Below are 20344 nucleotides of genomic sequence, written 5' to 3' on the forward strand. Positions count from 1 at the left end.
TCAAAAAGTTGGATTTAATAAATTCGATTTACAGGAGAGTAATAGTCTAATTTACATTCATATCTATGATCATGTGTACGAATTATACTTTTGTGTTAAAGGATAGTGTTGGACTTGCTAATATGAAGTATTTAAGAGTTAATATGCTATTTACACAGTCTTCGGGACATGAGAGTTAAAATCAAATGGTTAAAATTAGAATAGTTAACTAAAATCATTTACGCAGATTGTAGTAAACCCCTGTAACTAAAAATGGCATCACAATTAACAGTACTGTAGATGCGATAATTGAACTGGAAGAAAAATATGTAACTGCAACATTTAATGGGATGATTCCTCTCTCATACTGCTTGAGTATAAAAATAGGATGCTGTCTCTAGATGTCTTAAACAGCTTACCTAAAAGGTAGCCAGAGCTGACATAATATTTTGTTTCTTTTGGGATTTTAAATGTATTGTATTCATATTAGTAAATTTAGTAAATTTGAATAATATGAAAATACAAAATAGTACTAGAATAAAAATTGTAAAATTTTTAAATGCTCCGATAAATGATGATTTAATTTATGAAGAAATGAAAAGGTGAATACATTGGCAGATAGACTCGTTAAAGTGTTGTTAATAGAAGATAACGACGCGGATGCAAGATTTATAAGCGAGATGTTTAAGGATATAAAAACAACAAAATATGAAGTATCATGGGCTAAAAGACTTGATGAAGGGCTTAAACTTTTAGATGATGATTCATTTGATGTTCTACTTTTAGACCTTAGTTTACCTGATAGTATAGGTCTTGAAACATTTGAAAGAGCACATGAATATGAACCTGAACTACCAATTGTTATTTTAAGTGGTTTAGATGATGAGGAAGTTGCAGTTAGGGCTGTAAGGGAAGGCGCACAGGATTACCTGATGAAAGGTGAGGTGAGTGCCAGATTGCTTTCTAGAGCTATTAGCTATGCAATTGAGAGGCATAATGCTGAAAAAGAATTAATAGAAAGTCGAAATGACCTTATAAGTTTAATTAATAATTACACAACAGAATTAAAGGAGAGAGGCGTTAAAGAAGCGGAAGATATGCATAAAAGCTTAGAAACAAAAATTGCAAATTTTGAAGAATTGAAAAGCTCAAATATTGATGTAAAAGCAGCTAAAGATGGAGCGGGTAATATACAACTTTTCAATGAGAGAGTTCCCAAAAGTTTATGGTTACAGGTTGCTGGAGACTTTAAAACCCCTGAAAAAAAGTTATCTGTGGATGAAAATAATATTAAACTTGAATCAGCCGAGGCAAATGACCTTGAAAATCTGGTGGAATTTATTAAGGAATTAGGAGAAAGAGGATATTTTGCAGAAGAACACTACGTAGTGGATCTTGGAATGGGTTCAAGTTTCCAATAGATAAACTTATTTTAAAATAAAATTTATTTTCATTATCTTTTATTTCATATAAGAAAATTTAGATGACATGCCGGCCAGGATAGTCCATTGCCGTGTCATGTATTCTTTTTCAGGTAATATGTTGCATTTGTAGGTATTTATTAAAGATTTAACACTGAAATTATTAGTTTTATACACAGATTTAACAGCTTCTGCTGCACCATATCCGCTGGTTAATGCACTTGATATTCCTTCTCCAATAGGATTAAGGAAATTTGCTGCTTCTCCGGCAAATAAAATTCTGCCTGTTCCTAGATCAAGCGGACATCCGGGCATAACACCGGGCATTATTCCAACTTCGTCTTTAACGCACGATTCTATTTTGACATTAAACTTTGAATTAAGGAATGAAAAAAATCTTGAATGGTACATTTTCATTGTAGATGGTTCTTTGATACCTACTCCAAAAATTAAAAAATCATCCTTGACATTAAACCATGCATCATATTGAGAAAGTTGAGGATCCAGAAAAGCATGGAAAAAATCAGGGTCTAAATCGATAGTGCCTTTACAAAATGTTTGATAAGTAAAAACATAGTTTTTTGACTTTTTAAATAAATTCCTTTTAACAATACTGCCTGCCCCGTCACATGCTACAATAATTCTGGCTCTTTCTTCATATATTTCGCTGTCATGAAGTTTTACTGATACGTGGTCATGTTTCTCTTTGCAAGAAAGGGCCGAAGTTGATTGTCTAAGCTCAGCACCTGCACTTTGAGCCTTTAAAGCAAGCCATTCATCAAATAAACTTCTCCATACATTCAAACCATCGCTTTCAAATTTAAATGTTTGATTCTTTTCATTGGTAATGATAATGCCTTTGCTTATATGAGGTTTACATAAAACTGAATGAGGTATTTTTCCGAATTCATTTTCAATTAGGTTGATAGATTTCTTAATTAAGATGCCCGAACATGATTTTTCTCGAGGTATCTTCATTCTTTCAACCAGCAGAACATTATAATCTGCATCGGCCAACCTTTTCGCTGTCATACAACCAGCAGGGCCTGCACCTATTACCATTACGTCGTACATTTAAATTTTTTCCTCCTAAAAGTAAAAATAGGGGTTATATCTTTTAGAAATTATATCCTCATTAAACCCGCGTTGGATTCTGGTATTCGCAGGGAACTGCTGTCTGGCATTTTCCACATCCATACCGTGGTTTATTTAATTTAAGGGTCTTATCCAGGAATTTAGAACAAGATTCGGCATCTTTACCATTTTCATCGATGGCAGTAGGGGGACATCGAGGGATGCACTCGCCACATTTGCTACAGTACTCATCTATTTCTTTATATGGTCTGATGCTAGGTTCAAATTCAATGTCTGTAATGACGCTGCCAAAACGGCCTGCTGCTCCCAAATTGGTAATTAGAGAATAATTCAAACTAAATGTCCCAAGACCTGCAATAAAAGCAGCATGACGCTCTGACCAGTTACTTACATGATTAGCAACTTTAAAACGTTTGTCTAAGGCTGGAGCAACTGCTTTTCCATCAGCTGATTCAATCAATTCAATGATTAACTTCCTTAAATTATTGTTAACCACTTCGCCTTCACAGCGCCCATAAAGCCATTCTATAGATGGCAGACCTTTTTGTCTATTGGAACTGCGTATATGTTCTGTAAAAGGTAAAAAATAAGAAATAACAGATTTTGCTCCCGGTAACCATTCCTCGGGTGTTAAATGCTCTGGTCCAATTACACCATGTTCTTTTAATTTTTCCCAAAGTGGATCAGATGCGCTTGCCACACCAATCAGTGGTTGATCCCATATCTGCATCATATCCAGCTTTTCAACAAAATTCTGTTCGCTATTTTGGATAAACTCTGCTATATTTTCTTTAATAGTATCTAATAACATTTGATCTACCTAATAAAGATTTAATATCAATATTTTACTTCCCTGTGTTTTCTATAAAGTTTGAATTAGGCATTTTAAACACGTGAAAATAAGGTTTAAAATGCAGTTAAAAAGAATTAAAAAGTGAAATTAATTTTTAATTAAAAAAGATATTTTAAAGTAGAGATTATTCTACTGTCACACATTTAGCCAGGTTTTTAGGCTTATCTGGGTCTATACCCTTCATCACGCTGATGTAATATGATAAAAGTTGTAGAGGAATGACATAAGGTACAGCTGAAAATATCTCATCAATCCCATCGTCAAATTCAATCATATCCCTGGTCTCTGATCTTAAATCTTCGTCTTTTGATGATCCAAGACCAATAACACGAGCACCTCTTGCATTTACTTCTTCAACATTACTTAATGTTTTATCATGGCTTTTACCTGGAGGTACTACTGCAACAACAGGAACACCATCATCAATAAGTGCGAGTGGGCCATGTTTCAATTCACCAGAAGCGTAACCTTCTGCATGTATATAAGTTATCTCTTTAAGCTTTAAAGCCCCTTCTAGAGCAGTTGGATATGAAAATCCTCGTCCGATAAAGAAGAAATCTCTAGCATCTTTATATTTGCATGCTATTTTCTTAATGAAGTCTTCATTCTCAAGTATTGATTCCATATGATCTGGAATACTTTCTAACTTTTCTAAAAGTTCCATCCGCCCGCTCATGCAGATTGCAAGAAGATAGATGGATGTGAGTTGACTTATATATGTTTTAGTTGCTGCTACGCCAATTTCAGGACCTGCTCTCGTGTATACGACATATTCTGCTTCTCTGGTTACTGTACTTCCGACCACATTTACAATGGCAAGTGTTTTGGCTTTGTGATTGACAAGTCTTAAAGCTTTAAGTGTATCTGCAGTTTCTCCAGATTGTGTTATAACGATTACAAGTGTATTTTCATCCAGTGTTTCTGCAGAATATTCGAATTCAGAAGCTAAAGTAACATCTGTTGAAATTCCAACCAGATTTTCGAATAGATATTTACCAATTAAAGATGCATGGTATGATGTTCCGCAAGCTACAAAACATATTCTATTAAATTTAGGGAAACTCTGGACAATTTTTTTAATTTCAGATGCTTCACGAATAGTATTTTTAACTGCTTTTGGTTGCTCGTGAATTTCTTTCAACATGAAGTGATCGTAACCACCTTTTTCAGCCATATCCGGGGTCCAATCAATGACGAAAATTTCTTTTTCAATTACTTTGCCTTCAGGATCTTTTATTGTAATCCCATCATCACTTAAGATAACCATTTCGTTATCTTCAAGATAAATAACTTTATTTGTATGTTTTAATATTGCAGGGACGTCTGATGCTATAAAGTACTCACCTGTGCCCTTTCCTACTATAAGAGGACTTTCTTTTCTTGCACCTACAACTTTATTTGGTTCATCACGGGATATAGCTGCCAGAGCATATGAACCTTTAAGATCTCCAATTGCAAGCCTTGTTGCATCCTCTAAATTGTTTCCCTGTTCCATATATTTTTCTATAAGGTGTGGTATAACTTCAGTATCGGTTTCAGACTTAAATATATGTCCTTCTTTTTCTAACTGGCTTTTTAATTCTTTGTAATTTTCAATTATTCCATTGTGGACTACAGCTATTCTATTTTTACAGTCAGTATGTGGGTGGGCATTTTCTTTTGTAGGTAACCCGTGGGTAGCCCACCTGACATGAGCTATTCCCATTTCTCCAGGAAGGTCAGTTAACTTTAGATTTGCCTGGACATCATCGATTTTTCCCTTGTCTTTTTTAATAGTTATATCGCTTCCAGATGTTGCAATACCTATAGAATCGTAGCCTCTATATTCAAGCCTCTTTACACATTCTAAAAGTACAGGCGCAGCCTTTTCATTATTTAATATACATCCTATTATCCCGCACATAAATTTCACCAAAAGGTGTACTATGAGTATTAATTATACTCTACTTTATTATTAATTGTGTTTCATCAATTTTTATAATTTTAAATTTATAATAACTTTATTATAATTCCTATCTCATATAAATGAGTAACATTCTTTTATTTTTTTAAGTTTTGCATCAATTTTATAATCCTAAAATTACAACATATTACAACATCACTAATTGGAATTATATCTATATAAATATTTGATACTAAATATAAGAAATGGAGTTTAACATGACTATCGAAATTGGAACCCTAATATATCAAGGTAAAGCCAAAGGCGTATATGAAACTGATGACCCTCAGAAAGTTGTTGTAGAATTTAGAGATGATATAACAGCAGGAGATGGGGCTAAAAAGGATAATTTAAGTGAAAAAGGATTCTGGAATTCAATAATTTCTGCCAAATTTTTTGAGCTGCTTGAAGAAGCTGGAATCCAAACTCAATATATAGAACTTATAAAACCAGGACTTATGCTGTCAAAAAAACTTGAAATGATTCCACTGGAAGTAATCACAAGAAATATAGCTGCTGGAAGTCTCCTTAGAAGATATCCATTTGAGGCAAAACAAACATTTGAGCCTCCGATAATACAGATAGACTATAAAAGCGATGAATATGGAGACCCAATGTTAAATGATGAGATTGCAGTTGCACTTGGACTTATAGATGAATATAGACTTAAAATTATTAAAGAAACTACTTTAAGAATAAATAAAGTGTTAAAAGATTTCTTAGAATCCAAAGGAATTCTATTCCCTGATTTTAAAATTGAGTTTGGTTATGATGCAGATGGAAGTATAGTTTTAGGAGATGAAATAAGTCCAGACACATGTAGATTTTGGGATATGGAAACATGTGATACCCTTGATAAAGATCTATTTAGACAAGGAGAGTCTGGTGTTATTGACGCTTATAAAAAAGTTGCATCCATGATACTTGATGATGAAGATAAAGAGAAATGGAATATTGAATTATAGAATGAACATGGACTTTAAGTAAAATTTTCATAATAAAGTTAATAAGGATAAAGTGTAATCTATGAATGAATAAACTTATTACTTTTAATTTTATTTTATTGGTGATGATATGAAGTACGATGCTGAAGTTAGAATAAGCCTTAAAAAAGGCATGTTAAATCCTGAAGCTTCAACAACACAGAGGGCTCTTGCTCTTTTAGGATATGAAGTTGAAGGAACTGCAACTATTAAAATAATTAAATTTACACTCGAAGAAGAAAATGAAAAACTTGCAATGGAAGAAGTGGACGATATGTGCCAAAGACTTCTCTGTAATCCTGTAATTCATGATTACGAAATTAATATAACTCCAAGTGATGCATAATATTGGAATATGCATTATAAAAATAATATAAAGAGGAAAACAATGAAAGTAGGAATTATACGCTTTCCAGGTTCAAACTGTGATAGAGATGTATTTCACGCTCTAAAAATTGCAGGGGGAGAACCTGATTACGTTTGGTGGAATCAAAAAGACTTATCTGATTTTGATGCAATTGTAATTCCTGGCGGCTTTTCTTATGGAGATTACCTGAGGGCTGGAGCAATAGCCTCAATAACTCCAGTTATTGATGGTATCAAAGAAATAGTTAAAGAGGAAAAACCAGTCCTTGGAATTTGTAACGGTGCTCAAATACTTGCAGAAGTAGGTTTAGTGCCCGGAATATTCACAAATAATGAAAATGCTAAATTCATATGCAAGCAGGTGGAATTAAAAGTTGCATCAACCCGAACTCCTTTTACAAGCATGTATAAAAAGAATGAAATTATCAACATGCCTATGGCACACGCGGAAGGCCGCTATTACAATGAAGAAATTGAAAAACTTCATGATCAGGATCAAATCGTGCTGAAATTTGAAGGAGAAAACCCAAATGGATCCATGGAGGCCATAACTGGAGTTTGTGATGAAACAGGACTTATATGTGCTGTAATGCCTCATCCAGAAAGAGCATCAGAAATGGTTTTAGGTTCTTCAGACGGTCTTAAATTCTTTAAGGGAATAGTTAATTTTAAATCATAGGATAATCCATAGAATTATCCATAATTCTTTTATAATTTAAACGGTGAACACATGGTAGTTTATTTAGTAGGTGCGGGTCCAGGAGATCCCGAACTTATCACTCTCAAAGCTGTAAACGTGTTAAAAAAAGCGGATGTTGTACTGTACGACAAACTTGCAAATGAAGAAATTTTAAAGTATGCTGAAGGTGCAAAACTAATATATGTCGGAAAACAAGCAGGACATCATTACAAATCTCAAAATGAAATCAATACTCTTCTTGTTGAAGAAGCAAAAGAAAATGATTTAGTAGTACGCCTTAAAGGTGGAGACCCCTTTGTATTTGGAAGAGGAGGCGAGGAAATTCTGGCCCTTGTAGAAGAAGGAATTGATTTTGAGTTAGTTCCAGGGGTAACTTCTGCAATTGGAGTTCCAACAACAATTGGGCTTCCAGTTACTCATAGAGGTGTTGCAACATCGTTTACAGTTGTTACAGGTCATGAAGACCCAACAAAATGCAAGAAACAGGTAGGATGGGACTTTAAAGCAGATACTATTGTAATACTTATGGGTATTGGAAATTTAGCTGAAAATACAGCAGAAATTATGAAACATAAAGATCCTGAAACTCCAGTTTGTGTAATTGAAAATGGTACGATGGAAGGTCAAAGGATAATAACGGGCACACTGGAAAATATAGCTGGAAAGGATATTAAACCTCCTGCTTTAGTGGTTATTGGAAATGTTGTCAATGTTTTTAAAGAAATGAATCAAATCAGTGGCTGATCTATTAAGAAGGCAATATCATGAATGGATTAGAAGGTAAAAAAATTGTTATAACAAGACCTGCTGAAAGGGCTAAAGACTCAGTTGAAATGGTAAAATCTTATGGAGCAGTTCCAATTGTAACTCCTACAATTGAACTCAAAGATTCCAAGCCAGAAGAAGTGATAAAATTATGTAATATGATAAATGAACTTGATTGGCTTATATTTACGTCTCCAAGGGCTATAAAATCATTTTTTAAACACTGCAGTCTTGAAGGTGCTGAAAATTTAAAGATAGCAACTATAGGCCCTAAAACTGAAGAGGTTTTAAATGAATACAATGTAAGAGCCGATCTTATCCCTGATAATTATACTGCAGAAGGACTTCTGGAAGCATTTGAAAAATTTGATGTTAATGGCATGAAAATGGGGCTTCCAAGAACCATGGTTGCAAGATATACACTTCCAAATGGGCTTGAGGATAGGGGGGCGCAGGTTTTCCTTGCAGACGCATATAAGTCAGAGATGCCTGATGATAAATCAAAGATTTATAAGCTTATAGATGACATATTGAATAAAGATATAGATGTTGTAATGTTTACAAGCCCTTTAACGGTTAAAAATCTCATTAAAGTTGCTAAAGAAGAAAATAAAGCAGAAATTTTAGATATATTCAGAAATAATGAGGTTTTAGTTGCAGCAATTGGACCTATAACCAAAAAGGTGCTGGATGCATATAAAATAAATCCAGTAATGCCTGAAGTATATACATTTAAAAATATGCTGGATAAACTGGTAGACGTTATGAATAATCCGAGTGAGGGGAACTGATGAGAACTATAATATGGCCTGTTTATATTGACGCTGAGAGGACAAAAAAAGATGGAAGACGTATTTCTAAGGAAGATGCAGTAGCTTCTCCAAAAATAAGGGAAATTAACAGAGCTGCACAAAAACTCCATCTTAACCCTGAAGTTGAAAAATATAAATCTTATTCTAGATCATGGTGGGAATCATCTGGTAGAGTGATTGTAGATAAGAGCAACACTAAAAAAGAAACGCTGATTAAAATAAGTAACATGATAAAGGGAATGCGGTCTTAACTAATATTTTAAGGAAGACATATAATTTTATAATTTAAGTTTAGTTTATAATCTTTAATTTCATTTGTTTTTAATTATATGCGATTGAATATGACAAATTAAATTTTCACTGGAGCTAAAAACGAAATGGAAATCAATAAACAGGATCAAATGAACCTTGCGTTTTCAAAGGCTCATGAAATGGTTCAGAATGCTGAAGATATTAAGATATACAGCCATATCGACTGTGATGGGATAACTGCTGGTGCAATATTATCTTCCATGCTTGATAATCTAGAGAAAGACCATGAAGTTGAATTCGTGACTCTGGATAAAATAGATGGCCTTGAACTTGAGAATGAACTTACCATATTTTCGGATTTGGGCTCTGGACAAAATGTAGACAAATTAGGAAATGGTTCATCTAATGTACTTATTTTAGACCATCACCCTCCTTTAAGACCAATGGTTTTTGACAACCATGTTTCGGGCAAGTTCCTGGAATTAAACTGCCATTACTATGGTATAGATGGATCACATGATGTTTCAGGAGGTGGAATGTCCTACCTACTTGCACACACATTTGGATTTGATGATCTAAGCTGGTTAGGAGTCTTAAGTGCAGTTGGAGATATGCAAAACAGCATGTCTGGGAAATTAGTGGGTTTAAATAAGGAAATTCTTGCAGCAAGTATTCAAAGCAAACTTATAGCTACAAATAATGATCTTTCTATCTATGGAAGACAGACAAGGCCAATATTTGTGGCGCTTTCATATTTTGGGGATGTTAAACTCCCTATAACAAATAGTAGGACTGAATGTATTCATATGTTGAATAAGCTTGATATTCCAACTAAAAATGGTAAAAGAGCAAGAGTTTTATGTGATTTAACTCAGGAAGAAAAGGGCAAAATATTTTCAGAGTTAGTCCGGATGTTAAGCAAAGAAGTGCCTCAAAGGTACATAAAACATGTTCCAAAACTTGTTGCTGGGGAGTCTTATGACTTTTTAGGGGAACGAAAGTATTCTCCACTTAGGGATGCCAGTGAATTTTCAACTGCAGTTAATGCTTGCAGCCGTCATAAACATCCAGAAATTGCACTCAATGTCCTGAAAGGCGATAGGGGTCTTGCACTGGACGAGATGGATCAACTTGCACTTGAGCACAGGAGATATCTTGCTCAAAAAATGGAATGGGTAACGGAAGAAAATAGGATTATTTCTTTAGATAACCTGCAGTATTTTGACGGCAGCGAAATAAAAAGTGAAGTAATTGGAACTGTTGCTGGAATGATTTTAAGCTATGGTGATTGGAGAAAACCAATAATTGGATTTACTCCTGTTGGAGAAGATTCTGAAGGAATTAAAGTATCACTTCGTTGTTCACGTCTTTTAGCTTATGATGGAATACATTTTGGAAATATAATAAGGAAGGTGGCAGCTAAAGTCGGTGGAAACGGTGGTGGACACTCTGTTGCATGTGGGGCCTATATTCCTGAAGAAAATATGGATAAATTCCTTAATGTATTTGATGAATATTTAACCGGTAAAATTTAGTTTCAATTTAATATTTTTTTTTCTTTAAAATTGGTAAGGTGTATCATTTTTAATTTTTCATAATTTAATTTAATAAAAAATCTTGCCCGCACCTTAAATGCTGTAAAAAATATAAATGAATCCTATAATTTACGAAATGCACCATTGGCAGGATAAAATAAGATAAATTTCTTTGTTACTGATAGAAATATTAAAATACTTTTTTTCGTATAAATATTACTATGAATAAAGCATTCCCTAAATTTGAAAAATTATTTTTAAATTATATCAATGAGATGGGAGAAACTTCAGGTGGTTTTATTAGCATTGTTAATTCAGGTACCATTGAAGAGGGTAATCCAAAGATAATCGGGCAAGAACTGCAGAAAGCATCAGATATTCTGGAGGTTAGGCTTGAAGATATAGAATTTCAACCATATGAATATGAAAAAGGTAAAACAAGGTCTCGATTAAAAGAAGCCCTAAACACGCTTCGTGAAAAGGGAAAAGAAATGGAAAACATGACAACTCTAGAATCAAAAGAATATCACTGGTATATAATAGCCTTAACTATGGATATCATCTCCAGCCTGTTCAATCACATTGAAATTTATTTAACGGAACATTCTCGTTAATTTGTGTTAGGTAAAAAATTATTCAGGTTAATTGTTAAAGGTGATTAAAATGTATAAAAAAATATTGTTGCCCACAGATGGTTCACAACCTGCCCTTAAAGCTGCAGAACAGGCTATATGGATTGCAGGTAAGAGTAATGCAGAACTTTTAGCATTATATGTAATTGATAATTCTTTATTTATGGGATTACCAACTGAAAAAGCAATAACAAGGGTTAAAGAAATGCTTGAAGATGAAGGAAGAAAATCCTTTGATGCTATCATTGATATGTCATTAAAATGTAAAGAAGAACTTAATACTGAAATAAAATTAGTTTTTATGACCAAGGAAGGCCGTCCCGCCCGTACGATTCGTAAGACCATTGAAGAGGAAGGAATTGATCTTGTTGTTATGGGGACTGCTGGAAAACATGGTATGGACAGATTTTTACTTGGAAGCGTTGCAGAAAAAGTAGTAAGAACTGCATCATGTCCGGTACTGGTAGTACGGTAAAATTAATCATATTTAAGAAATAATGGAAATATTATACTGTAAACTATTTTATATGATGTAGATTTTAACTTATTAAATTTAACCATATTTAAAGCATAATGCTTTATTTATAAACAATATTTTAACGTTTGATTATTCATGACAAACACAAGGCTCTATTTAATAAATTAGTTATATGATAATATCGTATATTTTACTTGAGAATATTTTCATGATAGATTTTAATAATTTAGTCTTTACTATTTCAGTTGAATTTAAATTCTTTAAATTAATAAATTGGTGAATAAATGAAAGTTTTTAAGAAAAAAGGAGAACTCACAAGGTTTCAGATTCTTGCAGAGATAGCCAAGCAGCAGCCCCACCTGAGGCAAAAGGACATAGCTGAAAAACTTGGAATAACCATCCAAGCAGTCTCTGAAAATATTAAAAGCTTAACTGATGACGGTTTTGTAGAAATAAGGGAAGGAACTGCAAGGTACCATATTACAAAAAGAGGTATTGAAAAGCTTAAAAAAGAAGCTGTTGACCTTAGAAAATATGCAGATGAAGTTGTAGAAACAATGAACACTTATAAGTCAATATGGCCTGCAATAGCAAAAGAGGAGCTTAAATCTGGCCAAAATGTATGGCTTAAAATGGAAAATGGAGTTTTATATGCCACAAATGAAAAAACGTCGGCATCAGCAGAAGTGCTTAATGATGCAGTTTCAGGAGAAGATGTAGCTTTAACCAGACTAAATGGTACAATAGAGCTTAAATCGGGTAATGTAACCATAATAAAACTTCCTACAATAAATCATGGAGGATCAAGGGCAGTTGATACCCTTAAAATACAGGAAATATATAAAAAAGGATTTGATAGGGTGGGTATAATGGGGACCATCTCAAGGGCTGTGACAGATAAATTAAAAATTTCTCCAGATTTTGAATTTGCAACTCCTTATGCCACTGTGGCTGCAGCAAAAAGAGGTTTGAACGTGCTGGTTTTTGCTGTTGGTAACATGACTAAAAGCATAACAAAAAAAATGGATGAGGAAGGTATTCAATACACTATAGAAGATTTTAAAGAATGATCTATGTCACAGGGTCTGCTTTATCCTCTTAATTATTTACTCTTTTTTAGGCCAGTTTAAATTAATAGTATATTCTAAAAATTTAATATTAAATATTACATAACTTTAATATGGACTGGTTCATGGTTTATGTCATCTTCAGAATACTGATTATAGTGCTTATTTTGATTATCGTATTTAGAAAACTGGTTTAAAGCGTAATATGAATATTTATAGAAATTTTAATCCATTGTAATTAAGTTTTGCAACTACTGCATTTTCAATACTTGTGTCTGGACTTTTAGAAATTGCAAAAGCTGTATTTCCTAACATGGCCATAGACGCGCCTATTGTTTCTTCTTCAAGTATATTTACAGCTTCGCAAACTTCACTGCTCATAAGCATGGTTTTTTCAGCGAATTTCCTTGATAATTTCATTAAATTTTCAGGTCTTGGATCATTAGTAAGCTTAAATAACAGGTCTCTTCCTGTTGAGTTAATCCTTTCTTTATGAACGGGATCTTCGATGATGTCTCCTGTATTTATTTCTCCAAAACATTTTGAAATAACATAAAGGTCTTCAGACTGATTTAAGAGTAATTTATCTGTTAATCCAATTCCAGGTGCGCCTTCTTTGAGCCTTAAAACAAGCCCTCCCGATAGAGCCCCTATAACATCACCTAAACCACTTTTCATTTCCACCTCTGCAAGATGGGCAATTTGTGCGGCTTTATTAAATGTTAAAGGCAGATCAAGAATCTTTGAAATTCCTAGAGATGCTCCAAGAGCAAATGATGCCGAAGTCCCAAATCCTGCCCCAATGGGCACATCTACATCGTGATTGATTATTATTTTTTTGTTATCTAAATTATAATCTCTTTTAATGATCTCTATGGTTTTTTCAGTTATTGTAGCATTTCGCACATCAGTTTTTCCATTTATTTTTATTTGAACTCCATTTCCATCACTTATTTTTGTCTTTGTTATAACTCCTTGGTCCATAACAACTCCCGCACCGCGGGATCCTTTTTTAATAGGATCATCATTATCTCGTATCTCAAAAAAGCCCGTAATATGAGATGGAACAAATATTGAACAATTCATTTTAACACCCTTTAGATAAAAACGATTTAATTTGAATATTTAAGTTATTATTTTAACAATTTTAAAATAGTGAAATCTAAGATTTCATTTTAACACGGTTATCAAATATTGAAGTTGATCACGATTATCAATTTAACATTTTTTTTAAAAATCAATAAAATCTTAAATTTTTATTTTATCACTATATTTTAATAGGCTGTTTGACAATAAAAAGATAAGGAAAATTTCAATATTAATTATCTAAAAACAATTATAATTCAAATTCAAATATCAGTTGGGAGGGAATCATATAAATAAAAGAATAGACCTTCACATGCACAGTATATTCAGCGACGGGGAACTTTTACCGTCTGAAATTGCAAGGAGAGCACATGTATTAAACCATGAAGCAATTGCAATAACTGATCACGTTGATGCGTCTAATATTGATTGTGTTAGACGGATAAGAGATGTAATATTAGATATAAGAGAAAACTGGGATATAGAAGTCATTCCAGGGGCTGAAATAACCCATGCTCCGGCTGAAATTATAGGCAAACTTGCTAACAAGGCCAGAAAATTAGGGGCAGAAATAATAGTTGTCCACGGGGAAACCTTAATGGAGCCTGTAGTGGAAGGAACTAACTGGGCTGCAGTAAACTGTCCTGAGGTGGATATACTGGCACACCCGGGACTAATAACTCAAGAAGAAGCTCAAACTGCAAAAGATAACAACATTGCACTTGAGATAAGCGCGAGGAGAGGCCATTCACTTTCAAATGGGCACGTAGCTAAAGTGGCCATGGAAGTAGGGGCTAATATGGTTGTAGACACGGACACACACGCACCGGAAGATATTATCTCTTATGAAACGGCTTATAATATAGCAAGAGGTGCGGGATTACCTGAAAAGGAGATTATGCGGGCACTGAGGGATAACCCTCTGGAGATTTTAAGGAATAAGGGTATAATTGAGTGAATTGTATCCTTTACTTTTTCTAAAATGCCTCAAAAACTCCCCTTTAACATGAATATCGATATATTCTCAACAAGATTAGTAATATGATATATAAAGGAATAACAGAGTCATTTTTTCCTAAATTGTATAGTGTAAAGAAAACTATTTAATTATTTCTATAATAGTTGATAAAAATTAAAATAAAATTGAATTTATAATGATCTCTTTAATCTAAATTAAAATATATAACAAATGGAAATAGTTTCAAAATTGGAATAAAGTGTATATGTATATATCAGCTCGCTTGAGGATATATAGTTAGTAAAATAAGAGGATAAGTATATTATATTAATAGTACTACTTCAATACTGTTTAAACCTAGTAAAACGGAAAATCTCAAACTCCTAAATTAGTAGAAATAGAAAATAAAAGGTTGATCCTTTACCAAATTCAGATTTCACCCACATATGTCCCCCGTGGCGTTCTACATTTTTTTTGCAACTGAAAGTCCAATTCCAGTTCCTTGATACTCTTCTATTGTGTGAAGTCTCTGGAATATTGTGAATATGTGGTCAAAATACTGCTCTTCAATTTCAATTCAATTGTCAGATACTGAGAATATGTATTCATTATTTTCTTCATCTTTTTTTGCAGAAATATGAATCTTTGGCTGTTCGTCAGGTTTCCTGAATTTAATAGAATTAATTATAATGTTTTGAAACAATCTGGCAATCAATTAATAATGATGATAAAATAAGTGAAGAAACCCGTAAACAGAAAAAAATCGAAGAACAATTAAAATAAAACATGCATTAATATACTTAGGACTATTAAAAAGAGAACAAGAGTTGAAAAGGAATATTCAGATGCCATCAAAAATCAGAGGGGATACTGGAAAAATCAACTAGATGTTCCTAATCCTGAAAAAGACAAAGAACGATATGATAGGCTTAAAATATTGAAAGAGAAAAAACCCATATTAAACTAATTCAAGACGAATTAAACAGAATAAATTAAGAAATTAAAATGGAAAATGAACATTAAAAAATGAATAAACTAAAATGTAATTTATTTTTTTTAGGGTATAATATACCCTTTCTAGTAATTTATTTGTTGGTTAAGACATTTTTTAAATTCAGCAGCATTTACGTGTAGTTTTAATTGTTCAGAGGATGGTAGGGCGGATCTTTCAAAATGTCTCATGTTGGAGAATATACTCATTTCAATAATAGCTTCCATGGACCTGGCACCATGTTTATATTTAGGGACTTTAATTAATGCGTTTAATACGGAAGGATCGATATTTGCTTCAGAACCTAAAAAAATATTTTTAGCTTTTCTCTCTAAAATGGATCGTAGTACCATAGCCCTTCTTATCATGTAAAGGCAATCCTGGCCCTGTTTTTTATCAATTCCTGCAATATCAATATATCCTCTCAATCTACTTATGAAATCTTCTCCTTTGACTTTGTCTTTATCTTTATCATTGTCAAATTCTTCAAAAGTTTTATTTCTGCCTCCTGCAAAAACAAAAATACATTTACCAATAGGGTGAATAATTTCTCCCTGTTTAAAACTACCATCGCTCATGGGGGATAAAAAGTATTTTAACCAGCCGTAAGGAATACTGTCCAGATCAGAATCAAATTCATCAAAAAATACTAAGGGTGTTTTACCAGTCAGGGATGTACTTTGAATGATGTGGAAAGCGCTGAACAAATCACCTGGTGATTGAAATTGAGATAAATTAAATTCTATAGGTTCTATGTCATCAGAAATAGTTTTCGCGATTTGAGTAACGCCAAATGATTTTCCAGAACCTGGTGGCCCAAAAACGGCTATAGAAAGAGGTTCTTTTATATTCTTTTTAGATAAATACTCCAGTATGAGATTTCTACTATTATGAAAGGTTTCAATCTCTTTTCTATCAACTGTACGCAGTTTACCAAATTCCGCAACAGGAGATTGTAACAAAACGCTTTTTTTAGATTTCACATACTGGCATGCTGCTTTAAAAACCTCTGTTTCGTTTTTCAACTTCTGGTTCATGATTTTCCATTTGATATCATCCTTGAATTCAACATCCTGAATTTTTTCTTTATCGTTATCAAGATTTAAAAACATTTTTTTAAAAGGAAAATCCATCTTATCTGCATCATCTGCTATGAAACCAATTTCTAGAAGGTTACGGCTGGCAATTATTCCTTTTTTAATCCCATCAATCAGTTTATCACCATAATTTTGGGGATTATTTTGAATTTCATGTATTAATCCAGAAATAAATGCGCTGCGTAACCCTTTCATATAATATCCTTCGATTTTTTGTTCAAGGGTCCCTTCAAAAACTTCAGGATCAAAAAATAAGGTATACTTGGCGTTTTTCCCATCATATTGACATAATATTGCCCCACCTACTCCAAAACGAACAATCAAATTTTTACATTGACTTATATCTTTAATATCAGGATTACATTCTCCCTTTCGATTTTTTTCCATTTCATTTAAAAAATCATAAGCAGTACGTTCCCATGATAAGCTTCTACTTATACGTAAACCTTTTCCTCGTAAATCATCGGCTCTTATTATGACAATTAAATTGGGTTGATTTTTTATAAATTCCCATAAATCTCCCTGGGCCAAAGGACGGCTCATTTTAAGTATAAATAAACTATTTTTTTCATTTAAATTATCAATAGGGCCCCAAAGATTTTCTGAATCCCTGAAATATTTATTATCATCATGGATAACCACTATATCTGGAAGAGTTTGATCATCAAATTTATACTGATTAAGTTCGGGTTTTATGATTTTTTCTGGTTTTTTAAATCCTGAAAAAGTTTTAACCAGATGTTTTTCGTTATTTTGTGGTGAAACTGTAGGCAGAATCAATTTCTTATCCTGTGATGGATTGTATCTTTCCAGAATGCACATACTATTAATCAGATCTTTAGAATTATTCAGTTCCATTTCATTTTTTATTTCTGATTCATCATATTGGATCAATTTAAGGTAATCATTTTTAACTTCATTAATCATTTTTGAAATTAGTAGAGCCCCACCCATTCGAGCTATAATATCATATCCTTTATAGATTTCACGAGTGGATTGTTCATAGGGATAATCATTTGAATCACTATTATCCCATTTTAACCAATCTTTAGTAACATCACCAACAACAATAACTTTAGTTTTTTCAGACATTCCCCACAACCTTCATAATTTATTAATAAAGTTAATTAATGAGTATGTTAATTTTAAGATTTATAATAATAGTTTCTAAGAATTTTGATTTAAGATACAAAGAACTATTACTAAAAGGCATATGGAAATGATTCCCATTTTGAAAAATTTTTTTAGACCATAAAGAATAGTTAAACCATTAAAATAAATTATATTTTTTCTTTTATAATAGGTTATCTATTAAATAGGGGCATCTTAAAAAATTTAAGGGATTTAAGCTAATTTAATAGATCACACATGCATTTTTGAACGTATTCAATAAAAGCACAAAAACATATAAATTATCAAATACTTATTATTTAATTAGACCACTAAACATCGTCAGGGTACTATATTTATTATGTCTATGAATCATTATTAATTTATTTAAAAAGTTAAATTTCCGTATATTTTAAAAAATTTAATCTCTAATTTTTATTTTAAGTATAGATTCATGTTAATAGATAATTTCATTTACATAATAACTACAAAACTAATAATGGCGCACATAAAAATTGGAATAGTGGAGGTTGAAGGAAATCAAAGATTTCTGAAACCCAAAAAAAAATAGAAAATTTTTTTGGAGGTTTGAAAATGGTTGATATAATAACGCTTTTTATAGTTGGAATTATAATTTTGATTATTTTAGGACTTTCGATACGTGTGGTAAACCAGTATGAAAGAGGAGTGCATTTTCGTTTGGGTAGAATAATAGGAGTTAGAGATCCTGGGCTTCGTCTTATTATTCCAGTAATAGATAGACTAGAGAAAATATCTTTTAGAATTGTTACTATGCCTGTTCCTGCTCAAAAAATAATAACTCAGGACAATGTATCTATTGATGTGGCTGCTGTTGCATTTTATAAGGTGGTAAATGCTTATGATGCGGTTGTTGACATTGAAAATTACAATACTGCTGTTAACCAGATTGCTCAAACCACCATGAGAAATGTGATAGGTCAATTCCTTTTAGATGATGTGTTATCTTCAACTTCAAAGATAAATGAAAGGATTAAAGAAATAATTGATAAACACAGCGAATCATGGGGAGTACAGGTCACTGCGGTAGAAATTAAAGATATTAATTTGCCTGATACAATGCGAAGATCAATGGCAAAGCAAGCAGAAGCAGAAAGAGATAAAAGAGCTAAAATCATTTCAGCAGAAGGTGAATTCCTTTCCGCTAAAAAACTAGGTGACGCTGCCGATATTATAACCGCACACCCCATAGCGCTTCAATTACGTAATTTACAAGTGCTACTCGAAATAGCCAGTGAGCAAAATTCTACTATAATATTCCCTGCAAGCTTTATGTCAACAGTGAAAGATTTAAAAGATTTTATGGCGTCAGAAGTAAAAAGTTAATAGAGTTATAATCCTTTATAAAATTAATGAGGTAAAATACATCAAATGAACAAGTAAAAATGATATTTATCTTTCTTTTATATTTTATACACGTTCAGAAGTCCACTATTTATTAAATATAACTAATGATTTAGTTTCAGAATTTTTCAACCAGATTAGACATAAACTTATTTGTTGTTTCAACATTTAAATCCATTAATTTATGAAATATTTAATAATATTGAAATAGTATTCTTACTATAATATTATTTATGACCATGGATAAACCAGATCTAAATAAGATTGAAGAATCGTTTATAGATATGATAAGTCATTTTGAGGCGTCTGCAAGTACTTCATTTATAAAAGGCATGGTCGATCCCAATATTATCAAAAAAGGCGATTTAAAAGAAATTGGAAAATCGCTACAGGATGTATCTGATTTTTTAATGATCAAGGCTAAAACCATGGAACTTTTGCCTTATGAATCTGAAGAAGGCGAAACAAAAATGAGATTAGATCACTACATAAAAGCTCTTAATGATATTGGAATAGAATTAAAAAAATCTGACGCTAAAGAACTCCATGATTACCACTGGTCCATAATAGGAATGTTTATTATAATTATATTCAGCTTATTTGACCATATTGAGCATTATAGGGAATAAAATAATTAAGTATTAAAACCAAATATTGTGATAATAATGTTAGAATATACTGGACTGATGGGAGAAAAGCCCATTAAGATGTGTTTTGTAGATGAAGAATCACCTAAAGAATGGAAAACAGTAATCAACGATAAATTATCAGAATATTATGAAAATGCATACATTGATATGAAAACAGAAGGAAGTAAAAATATATTGGTCATTTTAGAG

At 32.4% G+C, this 20344-nt stretch carries 19 protein-coding genes; 14 read left to right on the forward strand and 5 right to left on the reverse strand.

What is annotated here, in order from left to right; genetic code table 11:
- The first annotated feature begins 590 nt into the window (after positions 1-590).
- Complete coding sequence (locus tag EJ01_RS16740; RefSeq protein ID WP_052376214.1) at positions 591-1400, forward strand: response regulator; 810 nt, start codon at positions 591-593, stop codon at positions 1398-1400.
- 39 nt (positions 1401-1439) lie between these two features.
- Here the strand turns inward: EJ01_RS16740 and EJ01_RS13820 are convergent, their stop codons facing one another.
- From EJ01_RS13820 to glmS, 3 genes are all read right to left on the reverse strand, one after another.
- Positions 1440-2474, reverse strand: coding sequence for an NAD(P)/FAD-dependent oxidoreductase (locus EJ01_RS13820; RefSeq protein ID WP_048080610.1), 1035 nt, complete (start codon positions 2472-2474; stop codon positions 1440-1442).
- Between the two features lie 61 nt (positions 2475-2535).
- Positions 2536-3306 carry an epoxyqueuosine reductase gene (locus EJ01_RS13825; protein ID WP_048080609.1) on the reverse strand — a complete coding sequence of 257 codons (771 nt, stop codon included), beginning with the start codon at positions 3304-3306 and terminating at the stop codon, positions 2536-2538.
- Between the two features lie 166 nt (positions 3307-3472).
- Positions 3473-5251, reverse strand: coding sequence for a glutamine--fructose-6-phosphate transaminase (isomerizing) (gene glmS, locus EJ01_RS13830; RefSeq protein ID WP_048080608.1), 1779 nt, complete (start codon positions 5249-5251; stop codon positions 3473-3475).
- Between the two features lie 257 nt (positions 5252-5508).
- Between glmS and purC the strand changes: the two genes are divergently transcribed.
- The 10 genes from purC to EJ01_RS13880 all read left to right on the forward strand — a co-directional run bounded on the left by purC (position 5509) and on the right by EJ01_RS13880 (position 12883).
- Entirely contained in the window at positions 5509-6255 is a 747-nt protein-coding gene (gene purC / locus EJ01_RS13835; protein ID WP_048080607.1) for a phosphoribosylaminoimidazolesuccinocarboxamide synthase, read from the forward strand.
- Positions 6256-6364: 109 nt separating this feature from the next.
- Positions 6365-6619: a phosphoribosylformylglycinamidine synthase subunit PurS gene (gene purS, locus EJ01_RS13840; RefSeq protein ID WP_048080606.1), complete on the forward strand. Its 255-nt coding sequence runs from the start codon at positions 6365-6367 to the stop codon at positions 6617-6619.
- A gap of 42 nt (positions 6620-6661) precedes the next feature.
- Positions 6662-7318 carry a phosphoribosylformylglycinamidine synthase subunit PurQ gene (purQ, locus tag EJ01_RS13845; protein ID WP_048080605.1) on the forward strand — a complete coding sequence of 219 codons (657 nt, stop codon included), beginning with the start codon at positions 6662-6664 and terminating at the stop codon, positions 7316-7318.
- A gap of 51 nt (positions 7319-7369) precedes the next feature.
- On the forward strand, positions 7370-8083 hold the full coding sequence (gene cobA, locus EJ01_RS13850; RefSeq protein ID WP_048080604.1) for a uroporphyrinogen-III C-methyltransferase: 714 nt from the start codon (positions 7370-7372) through the stop codon (positions 8081-8083).
- A gap of 20 nt (positions 8084-8103) precedes the next feature.
- Complete coding sequence (locus EJ01_RS13855; RefSeq protein WP_048080603.1) at positions 8104-8895, forward strand: uroporphyrinogen-III synthase; 792 nt, start codon at positions 8104-8106, stop codon at positions 8893-8895.
- Positions 8895-9167, forward strand: a complete 273-nt coding sequence (locus EJ01_RS13860; RefSeq protein WP_048080602.1) for a signal recognition particle protein Srp19 — start codon at positions 8895-8897, stop codon at positions 9165-9167. The genes EJ01_RS13855 and EJ01_RS13860 overlap by 1 nt, the downstream gene beginning before the upstream one ends.
- A 126-nt stretch (positions 9168-9293) precedes the next feature.
- On the forward strand, positions 9294-10703 hold the full coding sequence (gene recJ, locus EJ01_RS13865) for a single-stranded-DNA-specific exonuclease RecJ (protein WP_048080601.1): 1410 nt from the start codon (positions 9294-9296) through the stop codon (positions 10701-10703).
- Between the two features lie 221 nt (positions 10704-10924).
- Positions 10925-11317, forward strand: coding sequence for a hypothetical protein (locus tag EJ01_RS13870; protein ID WP_048080600.1), 393 nt, complete (start codon positions 10925-10927; stop codon positions 11315-11317).
- A 49-nt stretch (positions 11318-11366) separates the two neighbouring features.
- Positions 11367-11810, forward strand: a complete 444-nt coding sequence (locus EJ01_RS13875; protein WP_048080599.1) for a universal stress protein — start codon at positions 11367-11369, stop codon at positions 11808-11810.
- Positions 11811-12097: 287 nt separating this feature from the next.
- Positions 12098-12883: a DUF7839 domain-containing protein gene (locus EJ01_RS13880; RefSeq protein ID WP_048080598.1), complete on the forward strand. Its 786-nt coding sequence runs from the start codon at positions 12098-12100 to the stop codon at positions 12881-12883.
- Positions 12884-13093: 210 nt separating this feature from the next.
- Here the strand turns inward: EJ01_RS13880 and EJ01_RS13885 are convergent, their stop codons facing one another.
- A complete protein-coding gene (locus EJ01_RS13885) occupies positions 13094-13966 on the reverse strand; it encodes a pantoate kinase (protein WP_048080597.1) in 873 nt (290 codons plus the stop codon).
- A gap of 289 nt (positions 13967-14255) precedes the next feature.
- Between EJ01_RS13885 and EJ01_RS13890 the strand changes: the two genes are divergently transcribed.
- The gene (locus tag EJ01_RS13890; RefSeq protein WP_048081025.1) at positions 14256-14924 is read left to right on the forward strand and encodes a histidinol phosphate phosphatase domain-containing protein; all 669 of its coding nucleotides are present in this window, start codon (positions 14256-14258) and stop codon (positions 14922-14924) included.
- A 1077-nt stretch (positions 14925-16001) separates the two neighbouring features.
- Here EJ01_RS13890 and EJ01_RS13895 read toward each other — a convergent pair.
- Positions 16002-18104 carry an AAA family ATPase gene (locus EJ01_RS13895; protein ID WP_052376216.1) on the reverse strand — a complete coding sequence of 701 codons (2103 nt, stop codon included), beginning with the start codon at positions 18102-18104 and terminating at the stop codon, positions 16002-16004.
- Positions 18105-18716: 612 nt separating this feature from the next.
- Between EJ01_RS13895 and EJ01_RS13900 the strand changes: the two genes are divergently transcribed.
- On the forward strand, positions 18717-19487 hold the full coding sequence (locus EJ01_RS13900; RefSeq protein WP_048080596.1) for a slipin family protein: 771 nt from the start codon (positions 18717-18719) through the stop codon (positions 19485-19487).
- Positions 19488-19738: 251 nt separating this feature from the next.
- A complete protein-coding gene (locus EJ01_RS13905) occupies positions 19739-20134 on the forward strand; it encodes a hypothetical protein (RefSeq protein WP_048080595.1) in 396 nt (131 codons plus the stop codon).
- Positions 20135-20344: the final 210 nt, after the last annotated feature.

The organism is Methanobacterium veterum (assembly GCF_000745485.1).
Taxonomy (GTDB): domain Archaea; phylum Methanobacteriota; class Methanobacteria; order Methanobacteriales; family Methanobacteriaceae; genus Methanobacterium_D; species Methanobacterium_D veterum.